The 18623-nt window shown below is 44.7% G+C and carries 15 protein-coding genes; 12 read left to right on the forward strand and 3 right to left on the reverse strand.

Annotated elements, in window-relative coordinates; translation table 11 throughout:
• Nucleotides 1-262 precede the first annotated feature (262 nt).
• From QVP40_RS08360 to QVP40_RS08405, 10 genes are all read left to right on the forward strand, one after another.
• Complete coding sequence (locus tag QVP40_RS08360; RefSeq protein WP_022068006.1) at nucleotides 263-592, forward strand: nucleotidyltransferase family protein; 330 nt, start codon at nucleotides 263-265, stop codon at nucleotides 590-592.
• Nucleotides 577-915 (forward strand): HEPN domain-containing protein, encoded by a 339-nt coding sequence (locus QVP40_RS08365; protein WP_022068007.1) that lies wholly within the window; start codon nucleotides 577-579, stop codon nucleotides 913-915. The genes QVP40_RS08360 and QVP40_RS08365 overlap by 16 nt, the downstream gene beginning before the upstream one ends.
• 72 nt (nucleotides 916-987) lie before the next feature.
• Nucleotides 988-2340 (forward strand): alpha-amylase family glycosyl hydrolase, encoded by a 1353-nt coding sequence (locus QVP40_RS08370; protein WP_022068008.1) that lies wholly within the window; start codon nucleotides 988-990, stop codon nucleotides 2338-2340.
• Between the two features lie 28 nt (nucleotides 2341-2368).
• Complete coding sequence (glgB, locus tag QVP40_RS08375) at nucleotides 2369-4255, forward strand: 1,4-alpha-glucan branching protein GlgB (RefSeq protein ID WP_022068009.1); 1887 nt, start codon at nucleotides 2369-2371, stop codon at nucleotides 4253-4255.
• 205 nt (nucleotides 4256-4460) lie between these two features.
• Entirely contained in the window at nucleotides 4461-4694 is a 234-nt protein-coding gene (locus QVP40_RS08380; RefSeq protein WP_022068010.1) for a hypothetical protein, read from the forward strand.
• Nucleotides 4695-4830: 136 nt separating this feature from the next.
• Entirely contained in the window at nucleotides 4831-6030 is a 1200-nt protein-coding gene (locus QVP40_RS08385) for a CobW family GTP-binding protein (RefSeq protein ID WP_022068011.1), read from the forward strand.
• Between the two features lie 19 nt (nucleotides 6031-6049).
• Nucleotides 6050-7000 carry a TIGR03943 family putative permease subunit gene (locus QVP40_RS08390; RefSeq protein ID WP_022068012.1) on the forward strand — a complete coding sequence of 317 codons (951 nt, stop codon included), beginning with the start codon at nucleotides 6050-6052 and terminating at the stop codon, nucleotides 6998-7000.
• A gap of 10 nt (nucleotides 7001-7010) precedes the next feature.
• Nucleotides 7011-7589, forward strand: a complete 579-nt coding sequence (gene pth / locus QVP40_RS08395) for an aminoacyl-tRNA hydrolase (RefSeq protein WP_022068013.1) — start codon at nucleotides 7011-7013, stop codon at nucleotides 7587-7589.
• Nucleotides 7586-10903: a transcription-repair coupling factor gene (gene mfd, locus QVP40_RS08400; RefSeq protein WP_022068014.1), complete on the forward strand. Its 3318-nt coding sequence runs from the start codon at nucleotides 7586-7588 to the stop codon at nucleotides 10901-10903. The genes pth and mfd overlap by 4 nt, the downstream gene beginning before the upstream one ends.
• 112 nt (nucleotides 10904-11015) lie before the next feature.
• Complete coding sequence (locus QVP40_RS08405; protein ID WP_022068015.1) at nucleotides 11016-12290, forward strand: peptidyl-prolyl cis-trans isomerase; 1275 nt, start codon at nucleotides 11016-11018, stop codon at nucleotides 12288-12290.
• A 71-nt stretch (nucleotides 12291-12361) separates the two neighbouring features.
• Here QVP40_RS08405 and QVP40_RS08410 read toward each other — a convergent pair whose 3' ends face one another.
• Entirely contained in the window at nucleotides 12362-13504 is a 1143-nt protein-coding gene (locus tag QVP40_RS08410; protein WP_022068016.1) for a DUF4317 domain-containing protein, read from the reverse strand.
• A 498-nt stretch (nucleotides 13505-14002) separates the two neighbouring features.
• On the opposite strand from QVP40_RS08410, the gene QVP40_RS08415 reads away from it, so the two are divergent.
• Entirely contained in the window at nucleotides 14003-15076 is a 1074-nt protein-coding gene (locus QVP40_RS08415) for a galactose ABC transporter substrate-binding protein (protein ID WP_022068017.1), read from the forward strand.
• 26 nt (nucleotides 15077-15102) lie between these two features.
• Nucleotides 15103-15807 (forward strand): FadR/GntR family transcriptional regulator, encoded by a 705-nt coding sequence (locus QVP40_RS08420; RefSeq protein WP_022068018.1) that lies wholly within the window; start codon nucleotides 15103-15105, stop codon nucleotides 15805-15807.
• Between the two features lie 136 nt (nucleotides 15808-15943).
• Here QVP40_RS08420 and nhaC read toward each other — a convergent pair whose 3' ends face one another.
• Complete coding sequence (gene nhaC, locus QVP40_RS08425) at nucleotides 15944-17428, reverse strand: Na+/H+ antiporter NhaC (RefSeq protein WP_022068019.1); 1485 nt, start codon at nucleotides 17426-17428, stop codon at nucleotides 15944-15946.
• Nucleotides 17429-17444: 16 nt separating this feature from the next.
• Nucleotides 17445-18611 carry a trans-sulfuration enzyme family protein gene (locus QVP40_RS08430; RefSeq protein WP_022068020.1) on the reverse strand — a complete coding sequence of 389 codons (1167 nt, stop codon included), beginning with the start codon at nucleotides 18609-18611 and terminating at the stop codon, nucleotides 17445-17447.
• Between the last annotated feature and the right edge of the window lie 12 nt (nucleotides 18612-18623).

Raw genomic sequence — 18623 nt, forward strand, 5'->3', positions numbered from 1 at the left:
GTCCGTCGAGCCACCCGTTTTACGGGTGGGGGCGACTGGCTCTATGTCAAGTTTTGGGGTGGGATTATTTACCGGGAAACCAGCATATTTTGTCCTGTTCATCCCGGTAAATAAAAAATAATCTGTGAGAAAGTGAATCGTGCAGACAGTAACAGAATCGCCGGCAGAATGTCTGAAACAATACAAAATGCAGTTGAAGAGCCCGGGAAACTTGGGTATAATATGGATAGAGGAATTGCGGATCAAATCTGGGGGTGATCATATGCTGTCATCTATTATTGTAAATGAATTGATAAGCGGATTAACAGAAATTTTTCAGGATAAGATTTCCAGAATCATTCTGTTTGGTTCTGTTGCCAGGAATGAAGCAACAGAAGAAAGTGACGTTGATATTGCGATTATTATAACAAATGAAATAGATGAAGAGACAAAGGATAAATTCATCAACTGGGCTGCGGAGCTTGATATTCGGTTTAATCAAGTGTTCTCTATTGTTGATATTCCTGAAGAACGTATGAAAAAATGGGGAAAAATTCTTCCGTTTTATAAAAACATTGAGGAGGAGGGAATTGTACTTTGGAGGGCAGCTTAGAGGATTTGGCACAATATCGCATTAAAAGAGCGTGGGAGATGTTAGAAGCGGCAAAAGAGAATTTAAAAATAGGACAGTATAAAACAGCGCTCAATCGTTCTTACTACGCGGTTTTTCATGCTATGCGTGCAGCAAATATTTTAAGGGGATTTGATTCATCAAAGCATTCTGGTGTAATTGCTTTTTTTACAAAAGAATTTTTGAAAACTGAATATATGGATAGAAAATTATCATTTATTATTAAAAGCAGTTCGTTATTACGTGAGAAATCTGACTATGATGATTTTTTATTGCAAGCAGAACAGAGGCTGAGAAACAGGTAGAAAATGCTGGTCTGTTTGTGGCAGAAGTAGAGAGATTTATAAATATCTAGAACATCTCGGGAGGGCAGCTTAGTGGGAAAGTGGTATGAAAACGCAGTGTTTTATCACATGTATCCGATCGGAATGACAGGAGCACCAAGAAGAAATGAAGGTGGGGAGACGGTTCACAGATTTCAGGATCTGATGAAATGGCTCCCTCATATAAAGGAACTGGGATGTACGGCAATCTATATCGGGCCGTTATTTGAATCAACATCCCATGGATACGATACAAAAGACTACCGCATGGTGGACAGGCGTCTGGGAGACAACCGGGACTTTAAAGGCTTCGTGGAAAAAGCCCACGAAATGAATATACGAATTGTAGTGGACGGTGTATTTAACCATACAGGAAGAGAGTTCTTTGCCTTTCAGGATATTCAGAAAAACAGAGAACAGTCTCAGTACTGCAGCTGGTACAAGGGAATTAATTTTGGGTGGAATTCGCCTTATAATGACGGATTTGGCTATGAGGCATGGAGAAACTGTTTTGAACTGGTAAATCTCAATCTCCGGGAGCCAAAGGTGTGGGAATATCTTCTGGATGTAATCGGCTTCTGGATCCATGAGTTTGATATTGACGGAATCCGCCTTGACTGTGCGGACTGTCTGGAGTTTTCCTTTATGGAAGAAATGAGGCGGTTTACCAATGAAAAGAAAGCGGATTTCTGGCTGATGGGCGAGGTGATCCACGGAGATTACAGCCGCTATGTAAAACCGGAAATGCTGGATTCCGTGACAAATTATGAGCTTCACAAGGGGCTTTATTCCGGTCATAACGACCACAATTATTTTGAGATCGCTCATACTATCCGGAGAGAATTTGATGAAAACGGCGGAATATACAAAGGACTTCGGCTTTATTCCTTTGTGGACAATCATGATGTGGACAGGATCGCATCCAAGCTCAATGTTCCGGAGCATATTTTCACCGTATATACGCTTTTATTTACACTTCCGGGAATCCCTTCCATTTACTATGGATCTGAATGGGGTATACAGGGACGTAAAGAAGGCGGAAATGACGATCCTCTTCGTCCGGCAGTTGATATTGAGGAAGCGCTTCTGCATCCGGATAATCCGCAGCTTCTTAAGTGGGTGACGCTTCTTGGCAGGATCCACAGCCAGGAACCGGCTCTTGCGGACGGCAGATATCAGGAGCTTCTTCTGACTAACCGGCAGTATGCGTTTGCAAGAATACTGGGAGAAGAAGGGATCGTAGTGGCAGTGAACAATGATGACAGGCCTGCGGAGCTTTGCATCAGGGAACCTCTGAGCGGAAAGTCCTGGGCAAGCCTTATTGACGGCCGGGAGCCGGAACTTCAGGACGGCAGTCTCAGAGTGACACTGGCGCCGGGGGAAAGCCAGATTTATAAATTGAAATAGAAACAGGGATTAAGGGAGGTATTTCCGGATGGGAGAGAAAATGCATTTTTCAGAGTTAGACCAGTATTTGTTTGGTCAGGGAACACACTATGATATTTATAAAAAACTTGGTGCGCATCCCACAACGCAGGGAAGAAAAAAAGGAGTTTATTTTGCGGTGTGGGCGCCAAATGCTCAGTCTGTTTCTGTAGTTGGCGATTTTAACAGCTGGGATACAGAGGCAAACCCAATGGTAAAGGCAGGGCCTATCGGTGTGTTTGAGGTATTTGTGCCGGGGGCAAAGATCGGAGATCTTTATAAGTTTTTTATTGTGGGAATGCACGGCGAGGAGCTTTACAAGGCAGATCCTTATGGCAATGAAGCAGAGCTTCGTCCGGGAACCGCGTCAAAGGTTGCAGATATCGGGGACTATAAATGGAAAGATTCTACATGGATGAAAAAACGTGTGGAATTTGATGAAAACACAGATGCCATGTCCATTTATGAAGTGCATCCGGGTTCATGGAGAAAACATGCGGTGGAAAATGAGGACGAAAACGGATTTTACAATTACCGTGAGTTTGCTCATGAGCTGGCAAAATACGTAAAGGATATGGGGTATACTCATGTGGAGCTGATGGGAATCGCAGAGCATCCCTTTGACGGCTCCTGGGGCTATCAGGTAACCGGCTATTATGCGCCTACCTCCCGTTATGGAAGCGCCCAGGATTTTAAATATCTGGTAGATTATCTGCACAGAAACAAAATCGGCGTTATTCTTGACTGGGTTCCGGGACATTTCCCGAAAGATGCCCACGGTCTGGCGAATTTTGACGGAACAGCCGTATACGAACATCAGGATCCGCGCCAGGGTGAGCATCCCGACTGGGGTACAAAGATCTACAATTACGGCCGCCCGGAGGTTAAGAATTTCCTTATAGCAAATGCTCTTTTCTGGGTTGAGGAATGTCATGTGGACGGACTTCGTGTGGATGCAGTTGCTTCCATGCTGTATCTTGACTATGGCAAGCAGGACGGACAGTGGGTTGCCAACAAGTACGGGGACAATAAAAATCTGGAAGCCATTGAATTTTTTAAACACCTGAATACGGTTGTGCTGGGAAGAAATCACGGAACCGTGATGATCGCAGAGGAATCAACTGCATGGCCGAAAGTAACAGGCAAGGCAGAGGACGACGGACTTGGATTTTCCCTGAAATGGAACATGGGATGGATGAACGACTTTCTGGAGTACATGAAAACAGATCCGTACTTCCGTAAATTCAACCATAATAAAATGACGTTTTCCATGACCTATGCCTACAGTGAAAAGTACATTCTGGTTATTTCTCATGATGAGGTAGTTCATCTGAAGTGCTCCATGCTGAACAAGATGCCCGGGTATCCGGATGATAAGTTTAAGAACCTGAAGGCCGCCTATGCATTTATGTTTTTCCATCCGGGCAAAAAGCTTCTGTTTATGGGGCAGGAGTTTGGACAGCTTCGTGAGTGGAGCGAGGAAAGGGAACTTGACTGGTACCTTCTGGGAGAGGAGAACCACAAAGATCTTCAGTCCTTTGTAAAAACACTTCTTCATATGTACAAAAAATATCCGGCGCTGTATAAAGCGGACAATGATCCGGAAGGCTTTGAGTGGATCAATGCAGATGACGGAGACAGAAGTATTTTCAGCTTTGTGCGCAAATCTCCTACAAAGAGGAACAATCTTTTATTTGTGGTTAATTACACACCGGTAGAGAGAAGCGATTACAGAGTGGGCGTTCCGAAGAAAAAACAGTATAAGCTGATCATGGATGAGAACGGACTTCTGGAAAAACCACAGACCTTTAAGGCGGAATCCAAAGAGTGTGACAACCGGGAATTCTCTTTTGCATATCCCCTTGCGCCATACGGAGTAGCGGTATTTACATATTAAATATAAAAATGCTATCGTTTAAGGTGACTTGGAATACATTCTGACCGGTTTCCGGATATAAAAAACAAGTAATGTTTTGTCAGATTTTTTGGCAGAAAAACCATTGCATTTTATAAAAAGATGCGTTATACTGTACGCGTCTGAAGGAACAGACAATTACTTATGACGAAGAACCGATAATAGAAATTCTGAAAGGAGAATAAAAATGAAAGTATCCAATATTAAAGATGTAGACAAATTTTTTGAAGTAGTAGATAGCTGTAACGGTAAAGTTGAACTTGTAACAGGAGAGGGAGACAGACTGAACCTGAAATCCAAACTGTCCCAGTACGTATCTCTGGCAAACATTTTTTCCGGCGGAGAGATTCCGGAGCTGGAAATCGTTGCATATGAGAAAGAAGATATCGATAAGCTGTTAAACTTTATGATCAACGGCTGATATTATGAAGCAAAAAGCGGGGGCATGACAGGTTCATGTCCCCGTTGTGTGCATATATAAGTGGCTGCGACCAGGGGGTGTTTTTGCTTCCTGGTCAAATGTACGTTGAAAACAAAAACAGAAAAGAGGCAAAATCATGACAAAAATTGATATTATTTCAGGTTTTCTCGGAGCTGGAAAAACAACTCTTATTAAAAAACTTCTGAAAGAAGCTTTCCAGGACGAGCAGGTAGTTCTGATCGAAAATGAATTTGGAGAGATCGGTATTGACGGCGGATTTCTGAAAGAGGCAGGAATTGAGATCCGTGAAATGAATTCAGGCTGTATCTGCTGCTCTCTTGTAGGAGACTTCGGAGCATCTCTGAAAGAAGTGATCGACAAATATCATCCGGACAGAATCCTTATCGAGCCGTCAGGCGTAGGTAAGCTTTCTGACGTGATCCGCGCTGTGCAGGATGTTCAGGAGGAAACAGGTCTTGTGCTGAACAGCTATACAACAGTGGTAGATGCAAAAAAATGCAAAATGTATATGAGAAACTTTGGCGAGTTCTTTAACAATCAGGTAGAGTATGCAGGCGCTATCATTATGAGCAGAACAGACATTGTGGATGAGGAAAAGGCAATGCAGTCTATGGAACTTCTCCGCAGCCTGAATAAGAAAGCAGCTATCATTACTACCCCTATAGAAAATCTGGACGGAAAGAAGCTTCTTGAGGTAATGGAAAATCCGGTATCTCTGGAACAGGAGATGATGGAAGAGGAGGTATGCCCGGAGTGCGGACATGTACATGAACATCATCATGACCACGAATGCGGCTGCGGACACGATCATGAAGAGCATGAGCATCACCACGATCACGAGTGCGGCTGCGGACACGATCATGAAGAGCATGAACATCATCATGACCACGAATGCGGTTGCGGACACGATCATGAAGAGCATGAGCATCACCACGATCACGAGTGCGGCTACGGACACGATCATGAAGAGCATGAACATCACCACAACCATGAGTGCGGCTGCGGAAATCACCATCACGATCACCACCATCATCATGCAGATGAGGTATTTACAAGCTGGGGACGTGAGACTGTTAAAAAGTATTCCAGAGAGAATCTTGAAAAGATCCTTGCTACCCTTTCTGAGTCAGGGGAGTATGGCGTGATCCTTCGTGCAAAGGGAATGCTTCCGGCTGAGGACGGAACCTGGATCTATTTTGATATGGTTCCGGAAGAAACAGAGATCCGTGAAGGCGCGCCGGAATATACAGGCCGTCTCTGTGTTATCGGCTCCAAGTTAAATGAGGAAAAACTGGCTGAGATCTTTGGATTATAAGGCAGATCAGGAGGAATAAATGAACGAGATTACAGTACCGATTTATCTGATCACAGGCTTTCTGGAAAGCGGAAAAACCTCTTTCCTGAATTTTACCCTGCAGCAGGACTATTTTTATACAGAGGGAACTACTCTTCTGATTCTCTGTGAAGAGGGAGAAGTGGAATATGACAAGGCTGTTCTGGAAATGAGCAATACAGTAGTGGAGATCATTGAAAAAGAGGAAGACCTTACTACGGACCGTCTTGCTGCCATGAACATTCTGTACCAGCCGGAACGGGTTATCATTGAGTATAACGGCATGTGGCTTGTAAGCAATTTTGAAAAAATGCAGAAGCCGGAGGGCTGGGGAGTAGAGCAGCAGATCACCTGTGTAGACGCCAGCACCTTCCAGATGTATATGGCAAACATGAAATCTATTTTTATGGACATGGTAAGAAACAGCGATATGGTTGTGTTTAACCGCTGTAAAAAAGAAGATCCTCTTCCTACCTACAGAAGAGGGATCAAGGTGGCAAACCAGAGAGCTGAGATTATTTTTGAGGACGAAGAAGGCGAGCTTGACGATATTTTCCAGGATGAGATGCCCTTTGACGTCAATGCGCCTGTGATCGATATTTTGCCGGAGGATTATGGAATCTGGTTTGTGGACGCTATGGATCATCCGGAAACCTATGTAAATAAAACTGTAAAGTTTAAGGCAAGGGTAATGAAGCCCAGAGGAATGGGAAGCAAATTCTTTGTTCCGGGCCGTACGGCAATGACCTGCTGTGCAGACGATACAACCTTCCTTGGCTATGTGTGCAAAAGTGCATTTGCGCCTAAGCTTCAGCAGGGCCAGTGGGTAGAAGTGACTGCAAAGGTAGGAATTGAGAACCGTATGGAATACCAGGGAGAGGGAATTGTGCTTTACGCAGATTTTGTAGAGCCATGTGAACCTCTGGAAGAAGAAATGGTATATTTTAATTAAGGAGAGCGGCATGTATTTAGTAGTTGGTCTGGGAAATCCAGGAAGGCAGTATGAAGCCACCCGGCACAACATGGGCTTTGATGTGATCGACCGTCTGGTGGAGGAACACAGGATTCCCCAGGGCGGCGTTAAGTTCAATGCCATGTACGGAAAGGGAATCATCGGGGGAGAGCAGGTGCTTCTGATGAAACCACTTTCTTATATGAATTTAAGCGGCGGCCCGGTGCGGGATATGGCAAATTATTTTAAAATTGATCCGGAAACAGAGATGATCGTAATTTATGACGATATTGATCTGGAGCCGGGACAGCTAAGAATCCGCAAGCAGGGAAGTGCAGGCGGACACAACGGGATCAAGGATCTGATCAAACAGCTTGGAACGCAGAAGTTTGTGCGCATCAAGGTGGGCGTAGGAGCCAAGCCACAGGGCTGGGATCTGGCAGATCATGTACTGGGAAGGTTTTCCACACAGGAGCGCAAGCTTGTGGATGAGGCTCAGGAAAGAGCCTGCAAGGCTGTGGAAATGATCCTTTCCAGAGGAACAGATGCAGCAATGAATGAGTTCAACAAAAAGACGGGGGTCGTATGAAAACATTTTTGCAGCCTCTGCAGAATCTTGCAGAGATGGAACAGATACGGGAACAGGCAAAAGATAACCGTGGCGTCCTGGCTGTCAGCGGTTGTATGGAGTCCCAGAAGGCACATATGATATATGGGCTTTCCGGGCTTTTTCCATGTCATCTGATTATTTCCGAGGACGAGCGCAGCGCAAAGCAGATTTATGAGGACTATCGTTTTTATGACAAAAATGTTTATTATTATCCGGCAAGGGATCTTCTGTTTTTTCAGGCGGATATCCACGGAAATCTGCTGATACGGCAGAGGATGCAGGTGATCCGGGCTCTTCTTACTTCAGAAGAGATCACAGTGGTTACAAGTGTGGACGGATGTATGGACTTTCTCGCTCCTCTGGAGGAAATCCGGAAGCAGCTTCTCTATTTCCACAATGACAGCCAGCTTGATATTGATAAATTAAAGGCTGCTCTTGTAAGCATGGGCTATGAGCGCGTGGGGCAGGTGGAAATGCCCGGACAGTTTTCTGTGAGAGGCGGGATTATTGATATTTATTCTCTGACAGAAGAAAATCCCTGGCGAATCGAGCTGTGGGGAGATGAAATCGATTCTATCCGAAGCTTTGATACCCAGAGCCAGAGATCTCTGGAAAATCTGGAAGAGATCACCATTTATCCGGCGGCAGAGCAGCAGGCGGAAAAAAGCGGCCTGACCTTTCTGGATTATTTTGACCGGGAAAAAACAATGGTATTTCTGGATGAGCCCAACCGCCTTTCGGAAAATGCACAGGCTGTGGAGGAGGAATTCCGTCAGAGCTGCCGCAACCGTCAGGAAAAAGGCCAGCAGAATCTTTCCGAGGGATGGATGTGCTCCTGGGAGGAGGTCTGCCATAAGCTGAATAAACGCAACTGCGTTTCTCTTTCTGCGCTGGACCCCAAAAAATCAGGATGGAATATTACCGGAAATCACAATCTTACAGTGAAATCCATGAGCTCCTATCAGAGCAGCTTTGAGCTACTGGTAAAGGATCTTCAGCAGTACAAAAATAAGGGCTATCAGATCGTTCTTATGTCAGGCTCCCGGACAAGGGCGGAGCGTCTGGCAAAGGATCTTCAGGATCAGGGTCTGAATGCTTTTTACGGACAGGACAGCGAACGTATTCTGAATCCCGGAGAGATCATGGTGGTTTACGGCCATGCAAGAAAGGGCTTTGAGTATCCTCTTGTAAAGTTTGCGGTTATTACAGAAACGGATATTTTTGGCAAGGAGCAGAAGCCGCGCAAAAAAAAGAAAACCTATAACGGGCAGAGAATCCAGGATTTTTCCGAGCTGTCCATCGGAGATTTTGTTGTCCATGAAAAGCATGGACTTGGAATTTATAAAGGAATTGAAAAGGTTGAAGTAGACAGGATCGTAAAGGATTATATTAAGATTGAGTATAGGGGCGGAAGCAATCTTTATATTCTTGCTACTCAGCTGGATTCTCTTCAGAAATATTCCGGGGCAGAGGCTTCCCGAACACCCAGACTGAACAAGCTGGGAGGCCAGGAGTGGAAAAAGACAAAATCAAAAGTAAAGGGTGCTGTGCAGAACATAGCAAAGGAGCTGGTGGAGCTTTATGCGGTGCGCCAGGAAAAGGAAGGCTATGTGTGCGGTCCGGATACTGTGTGGCAAAGAGAATTTGAGGAAATGTTTCCCTATGAGGAAACAGAGGATCAGCTTGCCGCTATTGAGGACACAAAAAAAGATATGGAAAGTACCAAGATCATGGACCGTCTTGTGTGCGGCGACGTAGGCTACGGAAAAACCGAGGTGGCTCTGAGGGCAGCATTTAAGGCTGTTCAGGAAAGCCGTCAGGTGATTTATCTTGTGCCAACCACCATTCTTGCACAGCAGGTTTATAATACCTTTGTCCAGAGAATGAAAGAGTTTCCTGTACGAGTGGATCTTCTGTGCCGGTTCCGGACAGCCGCCCAGCAGCAGAAAACGATCAGTGATCTGAAAAAAGGCCAGGTTGATATTATTGTGGGAACTCACAGAGTGCTTTCAAAGGATGTGGAGTTTAAGAATCTGGGACTTCTGATCATTGACGAGGAGCAGCGCTTCGGCGTAGTCCACAAAGAAAAGATCAAACAGCTGAAAAAAGATATTGATGTTCTGACTCTGACTGCAACGCCTATTCCAAGAACACTTCACATGAGCCTCATCGGAATCCGTGACATGAGCGTTCTGGAAGAGCCCCCTATGGATCGTGTTCCCATTCAGACCTATGTTATGGAGTATGATGAGGAAACGGTAAGAGAAGCGGTAAACCGTGAGCTTCGCAGGGGCGGACAGGTATATTATGTATATAATCGTGTAAATGATATCGCAGAGGTTGCGCTGAGATTATCCAGACTTCTGCCTGATGCCAGGGTGGATTTTGCCCACGGACAGATGAGCGAGCGGGAACTGGAAAATGTTATGTTTGCATTTATCAACGGAGACATTGACGTACTGGTTTCCACAACCATTATTGAGACAGGCCTTGACATTTCCAATGTAAATACAATGATCATCCATGATTCAGACCGGTACGGACTTTCCCAGCTTTATCAGCTCAGGGGGCGGATTGGCAGATCAAACAGAACCGCCTATGCTTTCCTCATGTACCGGAAAAACACCATGCTGAAGGAAACGGCAGAAAAAAGACTTTCTGCTATCCGGGAATACACAGATCTGGGAAGCGGGTTTAAGATTGCCATGCGGGATCTGGAGCTTCGAGGGGCGGGAAATCTTCTGGGAGCAGAGCAGCACGGACACATGAATGCAGTTGGCTATGATCTTTACTGCAAAATGCTCAGTGAGGCTGTCAAGGAAGCAAAGGGTATTCATACAATGGAGGACTTTGAAACTACCATTGACCTGACTATAGACGCTTTTATTCCGGATACCTATATCAGCAACGAATATCAGAAGCTGGATATTTATAAGAGAATTGCAGGAATTGAAAGCCAGCAGGATTATGACGATATGCTGGAAGAGCTTCTGGACCGTTTCGGGGAAATGCCAAAGGCAGTGCTGAATCTTCTTGCCATTGCAAGAATGAAGGCTCTGGCCCACCGTTCCTATGTAACAGAGATCAAGCAGCTTGGAAGGGATATGAGAATCACTCTTTACGAAAAAGCGCATATAGATCCTGCAGGAATCCCGGTTCTTATGCAGAAGTACAGAAGAGGACTGCAGTTTAAGGCAGAGCAGGAACCGAAATTTATCTACACACCTCAGGGAAGGCCTCTGGAAGCTCTGACAGATTTCCTGACAGAGCTGAACAGCCTGGTAGAGGAGTAGGGAATCTGTGCAAAATGTGTGAAAAATCATGGAATTTTGTGATTCTCCTTGCTCTCAGGGTGAAAAAAGATTATACTTGTAGAAATGAAGTCAGGCTACAATGGAGGAAAATATGAGAGAAAGATTAAAAAGAGCAGCCGTTGCTGCGCTTGCAGGCGTAATGACTATGGGAATGCTTGCCGGCTGCGGTGAAAAGAAATTAGATGGAACTCAGACAGTTGCTACAGTAAACGGAACCGATATTCCAATGGGAGTATTAAGCATTATGGTTCGCCAGAGCCAGGCACAGGCAGAGGCAATGTATGCAAGCCTTATGGGAGGCGGACAGGCCGGATATCCCATCTGGGAATCCGAGGCAGAAGGCGGCGGAACCTATGGAGAACAGGCTGTAGAGGATTCTCTGAAGGATCTGGAGACCCTGTACATTCTGAAGGAAAAGGCAGCAGATTACAAGGTTGAGGTAACTGAGGAAGACCAGAAAGCCATTGCAGAGGCTGCATCACAGTTTATGAAAGCCAACAGCAAGGAGACGATAGAGACTCTTTCTGTAACAGAAGATCAGATAAAAACCTACCTGGAGCTGCGCACTTATCAGATGAGAATGCATGATGCCATCATAGCCGAGGTAGATACTGACATTCCGGATGAAGAGGCTCAGCAGTCCTCTTTCAGCTATGTAAGCATCAGTACAGCGGACCTGGAAGAAAAGGATGTTGAGGCCAAAAAGAAAGATGCGCAGAAAATCCTTGATGAAATGAAAAAAGATCCGGAAGCTGATTTTGACGAGACAGTAAAATCTGTCAGCGAGGATTACAACGCTCTGGAGGGAACCTTTGACACAAACGAAAAGAAAGAGGACAAAGAGGAAGGCGAAGAAGATCTGACATCCTCCGGTTATCCGGAAGAGGTTATTTCCGTGCTGAGAACTCTCAAAGACGGAGAATTTGCACCGGATGTAATTGAAACAGATACTGCTTTTTATGTTGTAAGACTGAACAAAGTAAACGATCCGGAAGCTACTGAGAACAAGAAGACATCAATTCTCAATGAGAAACAGAACGAGTTTTATGCAAATACAACCGGTAAATGGTTGGAGGAAGCAGAGGTCACTGTTGACAAAAAGGTGTTGAAAACTCTGGAACTGAAGGACAACCATAAATTTTTGATCGGTACAACTGCAGAACCTACAGAGACACCGGAAGCATCGGAAGAAGCTGCAGAGGAAACTACAGCAGAAGATGAAATTCTTGAGCCGGTAGAAGAAACAGAAGAGGAACCCACTGCAGCGCCGGAAAGTGATGCAGAGGAAACTGAAACAGAGAAAGCAGAAGAAGAGACTGCAGAGACAACAGTTACTCCTGAGCCAACAGAAGAAGCAGAAAAATAAGATGATTTCAGAAAGGGGATACCACAACAGGCTGACAGCCGTTTGTGATATCCCCTTTTTTATGAAGAGACTTAATGAGAAGAAGAGTCTTCTTTAAAAGACACATGGATTCCATTGATCTCCACATCGCCTTCCATGGGGATCACAAGACATTTTCTTCCGTCAATGATCTTTGTTTCCACAAGCTCTGCCCGGTCGGGATCTACATGGATCACCACATCAGGGGTTTTGATCTCCATGCGGCGGGTATTGGTAATATTGGAAGCCATGAGAGATGTGTTTTCTCCGGCAGTGGCCTCATAGCAGGAATCAAAGGTTTCCAGCTTTTCATCCTCCACACCGCATTCCTCAAAGAGCCGTTTTACTTCCGGCTTTGTCAGTACAGCCGGTTCCGGAGAATCTTTTTGCGTTTCTACCCATTCATTTAATTTTTCATGGATGTTCATGACCGTATCATAGGCACAGTCTTCGCCAAGAGTTTCCTCCACAAGGGCATTAAAGGAATCCCGCTGGCCTCCTGCAGACAGAGGAGTAACGCAGCCGAAAAGCTCGTCCACAAAGGTACTTCTCAGCTGTTCTGCATTTTTTGAATAATAGAGAAGCCCGTGGATATCTGTACTTCTGTCATTAAATACAGGAAACAGAAAGCCCAGATCCGGCATTTCCACGATCCAGTCGCGGATGCGGTCCTCAATATTATTTGTTTCCGCATTGTAGCAAAGTCCTGCCTTGGAAAGCTTTACCGGACAGATGCTGCAGAGAATATGGTCGTAGATCTCGTCAGAGGCATCAAACATTTCCATGCCGTCAGAGGACTTGCCGGGAATATCGTAAACTGCATGGATCAGTATAATGTAGTAGTTTTCCCCATAATCGTAGAACTGGATGATCTTATCATAAAATTCCTCCAGAAGTGCAGGATCCTGAAGCTTGCTTCCCCGGAGCTTCAGAAGGAATTCCTGGGTTCCTCCTTCTTTTTCCTGTTCCAGGGGAAATTCCATATTGATCAGATTTTTTCCGATGGTGCCGGAAAGAGTTTTTTTGAAAATTTCAAAGTATTTAAAAGCTTCCTCTTCAGAAAGAGAAAGGAAAGCTTCTTTCAGCTCTGTTTTTTTGTTTTTTTCACCATCCACATAACAGCCGCAGATACGGGTGATACAGCAGCGGTCAGGGGTAAACTGTTTTTTTATTTCAGATATTTCTTTTTTGTTCATAGGCTGGGACTCTCCTTTGTATGACAATATTCAGATTACTGTTAATTCTGTTCACAGCAGCTTTTTAATAAGAATACTCTGTGAACACTAACATATCCAGAACCTTATATCGGGCTGGGTTTTGCGTTTATTGAACTGATTTACAGTTCCGTATTACAAAGTTTTCGTATAAAAATGTAAGCAGCCGCTACAGAAATAGAAACGGCTGCAAATACAGTATAATGATAAAGACAGATGTCGTCTGTTCTTTCTTTTTTAATATAACACACGGGTTTTTCTTCTGCAAGTAATTTACCCCGGCATTTAACTTCTGGTTCAATTACAGTCTGAGAGGGGAAAATCCGGCTACTGTCTGCACAGTATTATTTTTGCATATGGTTGACATATTGATGCCAAAATCCCGGAACTCTAAAAAATATGTATATTTTTGGCAGCAATACTGTTAAAATAAAGATACCGGGAGTCAGATTTTCGGGCGCTTTGAGGGAGGAAAATGAAATGAAACGTAAGATACTGGCAGCAGTGTTCTGGACGATGGCGGCTGCATCAGCATTTGCAGGAGCAGAACCGGTTCCGGCTGCAGAGAAATCGGAAGAAGCCACCTGGCAAAAGCCGGATATGGAGGGCATAGATACAGAAAATACAAAGATCGGGATTTCCATTTATCAGTTTGACGATACGTTTATGACTTTGTATCGAACAGAACTTGTACGTTATCTGACAGAGGAACTGGGTTTTGATGAAAAAAATATCATTGTGGAAGATGGAAAAAACGATCAGGAGAAGCAGACAGATCAGATTGAAAGATTTATTGCGGATCAGGCAGATGTGATGATCCTGAATCTGGTTCACGCCTCTGCGGCTCCCATGATAACAGATTTTTGCAGCGAGGCAGGGATTCCTGTTGTTTATATAAATCGTCAGCCGGATTCCATGGAAATGGAAAGATGGGATCTGGAGGGGATCCAGGCAGCTTATATTGGCGCAGACGCAAGGCAGTCCGGTATTTTTCAGGGAGAGGAAATTGCGGCAACAGAGAATCAGGGCGATATTAATGGCGATGGAGAAGTTTCCTATATTATGATACAGGGGGAGCCGGAAAATATAGATACTCAATACAGAACAGCGTATTCTGTTAAGGCTCTGGAAGAAGCAGGAGTGGAAACCAGGGAGCTTCTGGATCAGACAGGAGACTGGAGTCAGTCACAGGGACAGAAGATCATGGAGGAAGCCCTTGATGAGTTTGGAAATGATATAGAAGTGGTATTCTGCAATAACGACGCTATGGCTCTGGGAGCCTTAGAAGCAATCCGGGAGGCAGACAGAACAGTAGGAGAGGACATTTACCTGACAGGGGTGGATGCCCTGGAAGAAGCAGTTCAGAGTGTTGTTGACGGAGAATTTACAGGCACGGTTTTTAATGACTATTTCAGCCAGTCACACGGGGCGGCAGAGCTTGCTGTTAGGTTTCTGAAGGGTGAGGAAACAGAGCCCGTTACCCTGGTTGATTACGTAAAAGTGACACAGGACAATGCAGAAGAGATTCTGGAACTTGTTAATTCGAAAAAATAATGCAATTAGTCGAAAAAGAGGAGAATATGAAAAAAAATGATGTTTTATTGAAACCTGTTGAAAAGGACTCACTTTATCTGAAAATTTCTGATGCTGTTTACAGTTATATAAAAATGAACAATCTGCAGCCGGATGATAAGCTTCCATCTGAGAGGGACATGGCGGCAATGCTTCAGACAAGCCGTAATTCTGTCAGAGAAGGCCTTCGTATTCTGGAAGACAGAGGACTTATTTATGTAAAAACAGGAAGCGGAGTTTTTGTAAAGGATCCGTATGGAGAACACAGCGCCATTTCTGTCCGTTTAACAGAATGTACCACAGAAGAGCTTCAGGAACTTCAGACGATTCTGGATCATCAGGCTGTTCTGAATGCAATCAGCAGAGGAACCAGGGAAGAAAAAGAAAAGCTCGTTTCTATTGCGTCTGAGCTTATGGAAAAGTATTCCAAAAATATCTACAGCCACACGCTGGATTACAGCTTTCATACAGAGCTTTATGAAATGGGAAGAAATAAGGCTGTGCATCAGGTGATCCAGGGAATCCGTGACAGGCGTTTTGTACAGCGGGAGAATGCTGATGGTGAAAATGATTCTGTGTGGCTTGCAACGATCCCGCAGCATTTTCAGCTTGCAGAAGCGATTTTTAATTCTAATTCTGCGGCGGCTCTGGCAGCTGTTGATGAAATCCTGGAGCATGGATTTAGTCTGCTCGATCATTCCAGACAGAAATAGTTGGACAGGAGTACTATATAGGAAGTGTGCTGGTTTTAGACAGAATCGTTTACCGGAACAGATTCTGGAAAAACAGCAGGTTATAAAAACAGACAGGAACCTATTTGATATCAATGTCGGTTCCTGTCTGTTTATTTTATAATTCTTTTCCTGTCAGTTCCACATATTCGTCGTAGTTATCTCCGCCCTTTTTAATTTTGGCAATACCAAATCCGGTAAAGCCCCAGATAATGGCAAAAATAACACCTGTGTAGCAAAGACATGCCCATGGAGCGTACTGAGCAGTAGGAACTCCCAGAGTGGAAGTCATGTAAACACCTGCCAGTGACCAGGGAACCAGAGGTTCCACAACAGTGATACTGTCTTCCAGTGTACGGGAAAGATTCTTTGTTTCAAGACCACGTTTAATATATTCTTCCCGGAACAGTCCTCCGATCATCAGGAAGGTAACAGAGGCCTCTCCGATTACAGTGATAATGATCACGCCCAGAAGAGCAGTAACAGTAATAAGCTGTCCGGTACCATGAATGTGCTTCATGATGTGGCTGAGGATCACATCCAGACATCCGGAGACAGTAAGCGCTCCGATAAATCCAAAAGCACAGAATGCCATCAGCGCTGTGTTCATCATGGAAGCCATACCGCCTCTCTGGAGAAGGTTTGGAACTTCCTGGACAATTCCTGCAAGATTCAGAGACGGATCAGTAAACATTTCCATTTTGAATCCACTTACCATACTTGTTGCGCAGGTCTGGAAGGAAAAATCCTGAACTGTCATTGCGATCACTACTGCTACGGCAGAGGAGATCATCATAACAGGAATGGTAGGCTTCTTTAAGAGGGAGCCTGCAACAACAATTACAGGCGGTACAAGCAGCAGAAGGCCTACCGGCATACTCAGGTCAAAAAGCTCTGCCAGAGTGGTGATGATAGAGTCAACCTGTGAGATTTCTCCGCTTCCGGCAAAGGAAATTCCGGCAATCACATAAACCACACAGCTGATAACAAAACCGGGGATCGTAGTGTAGAACATATGCCCGATGTGTTTATAAAGGTTTGTTCCGCTGGCAATGGCGGACATATTGGTGCTGTCGGAGAGCGGAGACATTTTATCTCCAAAGTAAGCGCCTGCAACAATGGCGCCTGCTACTGCCGGAAGAGGAGCGCCCATGCCGGCAGCCACGCTCATGAGAGCTGCTCCTACAGTTCCCGCAGCGCCCCAGGAGGTTCCTGTGCTGACAGAAAGAATCACTGTTACAAGGAAAGAGGTTACAATGATAAATTTTGGATTAATGATCTGAAGTCCGATATAAACCAGGAACGGGATAGTTCCGCTGACGATCCACGCGCCGATCATCAGTCCTACAGTGATCAGGATCATGATAGCAGGAAAAGCCTTTGCCAGCTTATCTACAATTTCATTTTCCACATCCTTCCAGGTATAGCCCAGAAGGAGACATAAAACAATGGTAAATGCTGCACAGATAAGAAGTAAGATCTTAATATCTATGCTGAAAATAATTAACCCCAAAAACAATACTACAAACATGAACGCCAGCGGCAGAAGCGCAAGTCCGAGCCCCGGTGTTTTTTTAGTTTTTCCGTTGGTATTCTCTCCCATAATTAAGTCCTCTCAATCAGATTTTATCAAGAGCCTGTGAAAGATCTGCAATGAGATTTTCAGCTCCCTCCAGCCCACAGTGAAGTCTCACAATGCTTCTGCTCAGGTTATGAAAAGCCTGTTCTTCTTCACTCCAGTTATAAGTATAGGCAATAGCAAGACTTTCAAAGCCACCCCAGGAACAGCCACGTTCAAAGATCTTCAGGCTGTCCACAAACCTTGCAGTGTCTTCTGCAGAACCGTCAATCTCAATACTCATCAGACCGCATTCTCCTTTTTGCTGCTTACGTGCAAGCTCATACTGAGGATGAGATTTTAATCCTGTATAGTATACATGTTTTACCTTTGGATGATTTTCCAGAAATTCAGCTACTTTCATAGCAGTTTCATAATGTCTCTGCATTCTCACATCCAGGGTACGCAGACCGCGGATTGCAAGCCATGCTTCCATAGGTCCCAGTACACCTCCGAACCAGTCTCTCTGAACCATGATTTTTTTCATAAATTCGTCATCCTTGGAGATCAGAACACCACCGATCAGATCACTGTGACCACCGATATATTTTGTCATGGTGTGCATAACAATATCAATTCCCATATCAAGCGGCTTCTGGAATACCGGAGTGGAGTAGGTGTTGTCGATATATGTTTTGATACCGTGTGCATGGGCAAGCTTTGCTACACCTTCAAGATCTACAACTGAAAAAATAAGGGTGGACGGGCTTTCCAGAATGATCAGGTCTGTTTCCGGGCGGATCGCATTTTCAAAATCCTTCAGATCGGTTCCGTCCACATAAGTTACGCTGATCTCCATTTTTTCTTTCAGGAAATCATTGAGAAGATGCTGTACAGGACCATAGCTTGCTTTCATACAGATCACATGGCTTCCGGTTTTACATACAGCGAGGATTGCGGCGGCGCAGGCTGCCATTCCTGCAGAAAAAACAACAGCTCTGGTTCCATGTTCCAGTGCGGCAAGTTTTTTTTCAAGAATGGTTACAGTTGGATTAGATGCTCTTCCGTAGTAATATTCATCTTTAAAAATATCTACAGAGAAATAGTCATCCACTGAGTCAAATACATGAAGAGAGTTCATAAAGATCGGCGGTGTTACAGACTTCATGTATTTGGAGGGATCTTCTCCCAGATGGGTCATTGCCAGTAAATCCTGGTTATCTGTCATTGTGCTTCCTCC

It is taken from the genome of Blautia sp. CAG:257, from assembly GCF_000433815.1.
Taxonomy (GTDB): Bacteria; Bacillota; Clostridia; order Lachnospirales; family Lachnospiraceae; genus Blautia_A; species Blautia_A caecimuris.